A 3,631-nucleotide genomic window follows, 5' to 3' on the forward strand; every position below is an offset into this window, starting at 1 on the left:
GGCGACGTCCAGCTGTTCCGGCCCGGACTGTCAGTGGCCGAACTGACCCAACCGGGCCAGCCTGCCCAGCGGATTTCCCTGCCGCGGCGAAGCCTGCGGGACTGCCTGGCCGAGGAACTGCGGCGTCTGGATCCCGACGAAGTGTTCGGTCTCACGCTGGGAGCGCTTGATTTGCTGCGGGACTGGGAAGAGGCCTCACTGCTGGCGCTGGTCTGAAGGGCGCTGGCTTAAAAGGTGTGTCCCCGTCGTTCATTACGACGGGGACACATCTTTGTGGAAAGGGCGGTTAGCACCAGAGAGCTTTGGGTCCTGGGCGGCGATGAGCTCGTGGGCCTCGGCTTCGGTGTCCACGCTCGGCATGGAGCCCGGCAGCGGGCGGCCGGGCGGATTCACGAAGAAAATAGATGGCGATCGCCCCAATGACCGACGTCCCCATCAGGTAATAGGCCGGGGCCATGTCGTCGCCGGTGGCCGCGATCAGGCCCTGGACCAGGAATGGAGTTGTCCCGCCGAAGATCGCCACAGAGAAGTTGTAGGCGATGCCCATGCTGCTGTAGCGGCTTGAGGTGGGGAACAGCGCCGGAAGTGCTGACGCGAGGTTGGCCACATAGAACGTCACGGGGAAGGCGACCAGGGACAGCCCCGCCTGCATTCTCTCCACTCCGCGCTTCCTATCACTGACCTCGAACACTGCTGCCCGGCGAAGCTACTGCTGGGAGGACGGTCGCATCCCGGGTGGGGCGGGCTACCGCATCGTCTCTCCTCCGAGAGCCCATGCGCAGTCACCTATTGCCGGGCTATTGTCCGGCTCTAACGGGCTCGCGCCGCTCACTTGCTGGGCCGCTTGAAGCGGCACACAGTGTTAAGCCGCCGGGCGGCGCCTGGTGACCCGAGCGCCGCCGCGGCAGCATGCGGAAAGATGTACCCGACATGGGAACAACTCGTCCGCACAGCAGCGCTGACCAACATCACTCCACAAGAAATTCTCCACGCACCAACACGATGGTTTCAACCCAGCTTCGCACGCTGCGCCAGCGCAGTGTGGGCCGAACAACTCAGGAGAAACTACTCCCCCGCAATCGTCCGAGCCACAGTTTCGGCTCACCCGGCAAATCCGTCCCGGGAATCACAGATCGACGGCTATCAGACAGCAATGCTTCAACTGGCGGAACCCATTCTTAGCCACATCAGGAGAGGAGGACCCAGCCGGGAAGCTGACCTGAAACTGGTCTCAAAGATCAGATAATGAGCGCGGCCCGTTATCGGGGTTGATTAGGGGACAGCTTGTGAAAAAGTCGAGGATCAGACGCTAAGACTCGCGGCCACGAGCGCAACCTCCTGTCGGGCACTACGTTTTCGGCGTTGGCCAGCATTTCCGCCCGATTTTTGCACCGTGCAGTCCCGGTGTCAGTGGGAGAAGTTTGCTGAGATTTCGGCGAGGGTGCGCCCCTTCGTCTCAGGCGCGAGCCATTGCGAGAGGACTGCGCCGAGTAATGCGACGGCAGCGGCTACGACCATGGTTGCGCCCATGCCGATGTTGCTGATCGCCCATGGCAGGGCAAAGGTGCCGAGTGCGGCTCCGATGCGGCTGAAGGCCGCGGCGAAGCCAGTGCCGATGCCGCGCAGGTGGCCGGGGAATACCTCGGCCGGATAGACCTGGGTCATCGTGGTGTAGCCGGCATTGAAGTAGGAGAAGGCGAGAAACAGGACGAGCACGAGGATCGCTGGTGCGTTCCCCCAGACTCCGATGATCAGCAGGATACCTGCGCAGAGCCACTGCCCGGGCACGGTGAGGATTCGGCGGCCGAGCTTGTCAATCAGAAGTACGCTGGTGACAACCCCCGCGACCGCAAGTGCGGACAGGCCGACTCCACCGGCCCAACCGCCGCCGAAGCCGAATTGGTTGAGCACCTCGTCGGCGAAGGTCGCGATCGCGAAGTACGGAGTGACTGCGCAGAACCAAAAACCTGAAGTGAAGAGGGTGGTGCGCCAGTACTGCCTCGAGAACAGCATTCCGAAGGAGGCGCCCTTGATTTTGGTCCCACTCTGCGCGGCTTGGGCCTCCTGGATCATCCTCAAATCGATCTCTTCGGTGATGCTGGTGTGCATCTGGGACGATTCGACGTATTTACGTGCGATCGCGAGTGCTTCCTCACGCCGTCCCTTCGTAATGAGCCAGCTCGGCGATTCGGGGAGGCCCAAGCGGGCGAGGAACAGGACGAATGCGAGTATCGCGCAGGTGCCGAGTACAAGGCGCCATGGGGTGCCGGCGTCGTGCAGGAGCGTGCCGACGATGAATGCCATCATGAAACCGACGTACCAGGCGATCAGAGTCAGCCCGAGCAATCGCCCGCGGAGCTTTGGAGGGGAGAACTCTGATAGCAATGGCCCACCGATTGAGTACTCGCCGCCGATCGCGACGCCCATGAAGAACCGGATGATGGCCAGCTGGATCACGGCCCCGTCTCCGGAGGTTACGAAGAACTGGGCCGCTGAGACGACCAGGAACAGGCCCATGTCCACGAGGAACATGGGCTTGCGTCCGAACTTGTCAGTAGCCCAACCGGCCAGGGGGGAGCCGACGAAGATACCAGCCAGCGGGCCTGCAGCGATCATGCCCAGAGATAGTGCGTCGAGCTGGAGATCTGACCGCATGGATCCGGCGACGGGGCCGATGATTCCGAGGATGTAACCGTCGAGGAACATCCCGCCGATGAAGACAGTGACAAGCCGCACCATGAAGCGGCGTTTGAACTGGGAGCTGGTCTCTTTTGATATGGAGGTGTCGACGGAGTCGGGTCTTTCGCTACGTTTATCGGCGCTGACGTCACGTGTGCTTGTCATGAAAGTGTTCCCTTTACTGAGTGTTGCGGATGCCTCAGTTTTTGCCTCGACTGACCGGTCCTGGGCTGGCAGGTTCGGTTCGTCAAGACAGGTGGTGCAGTTCCCTGGGAGCGAGGTTCAAAGAGTGGCATTGGTGCATAAAGCACTTCTCTAAGGTTCAGGGACTGATCGCGAAACCGCTGGGGCACCGCTTCGATTTGTTCCGTATGGAGCAATGAGCTTCGCAATGAACAACAGAGTGAAGCACGTCACGGATATTGTCAAGGACTCTTTCCGCAGCCTGCTCCACCCTTGACTTTCGCGCCTGAACGCGCTTCTACCTGGCGGCCTACGACAGGTTTGAACGGCTTCTGGCAACGCATGAAGTACCGGATAATCTCTAATCAACAGGGTTCGGCCTATGCAACGGAGTGCGTCGGCTCACAGTAGCTCAGGAGGTGTGCCTACCCGTTTGGGTAGGCGTAACCGCCCGATCATGGCATAGCGCCCAACTGGGCTTGGAGGGGAGAATGGAGGGCAGCATCTTTGGACGACGTCGGCGCCGCTGGGGGCGGTGCTTCGAATGGTCCGAGATCGCACATATTCTCCCTTGCCGCCCAGCCCGGTCATCCTCGGCCGCCCGGCAACAGCTTTTCCCCCAAAGGAGTTCCGTGTCTTCAAATCCGATTCGTGTTGCCATTGTCGGCGTGGGTAACTGCGCTGCTTCCCTGGTGCAGGGTGTCCACTACTACCGGGATGCCGACCCCCAGGCAACGATCCCGGGTCTGATGCATGTTGAGTTCGGCAA

The 3,631-nt window shown here is 61.2% G+C and carries 2 protein-coding genes and 2 pseudogenes; 2 read left to right on the forward strand and 2 right to left on the reverse strand.

The features are described 5' to 3' along the window. Nucleotides 1–216, forward strand: a 216-nt coding sequence (locus tag AC1DD3_RS21965) for an OpcA/G6PD domain-containing protein (protein WP_476877682.1), incomplete at its 5' end; no start/stop codon positions are given. A 36-nt stretch (nt 217–252) separates the two neighbouring features. Here AC1DD3_RS21965 and AC1DD3_RS21970 read toward each other — a convergent pair. After that, a pseudogene (locus tag AC1DD3_RS21970) lies at nt 253–646 on the reverse strand (MFS transporter); the annotation flags it as partial. Nucleotides 647–1,407: 761 nt separating this feature from the next. After that, nucleotides 1,408–2,844 (reverse strand): MFS transporter, encoded by a 1,437-nt coding sequence (locus tag AC1DD3_RS21975; protein ID WP_230121509.1) that lies wholly within the window; start codon nt 2,842–2,844, stop codon nt 1,408–1,410. Between the two features lie 650 nt (nt 2,845–3,494). On the opposite strand from AC1DD3_RS21975, the pseudogene AC1DD3_RS21980 reads away from it, so the two are divergent. Then, nucleotides 3,495–3,631 (forward strand): annotated as a pseudogene (locus AC1DD3_RS21980) (inositol-3-phosphate synthase); the annotation flags it as partial.

The organism is Arthrobacter sp. 05T444 (assembly GCF_056395905.1).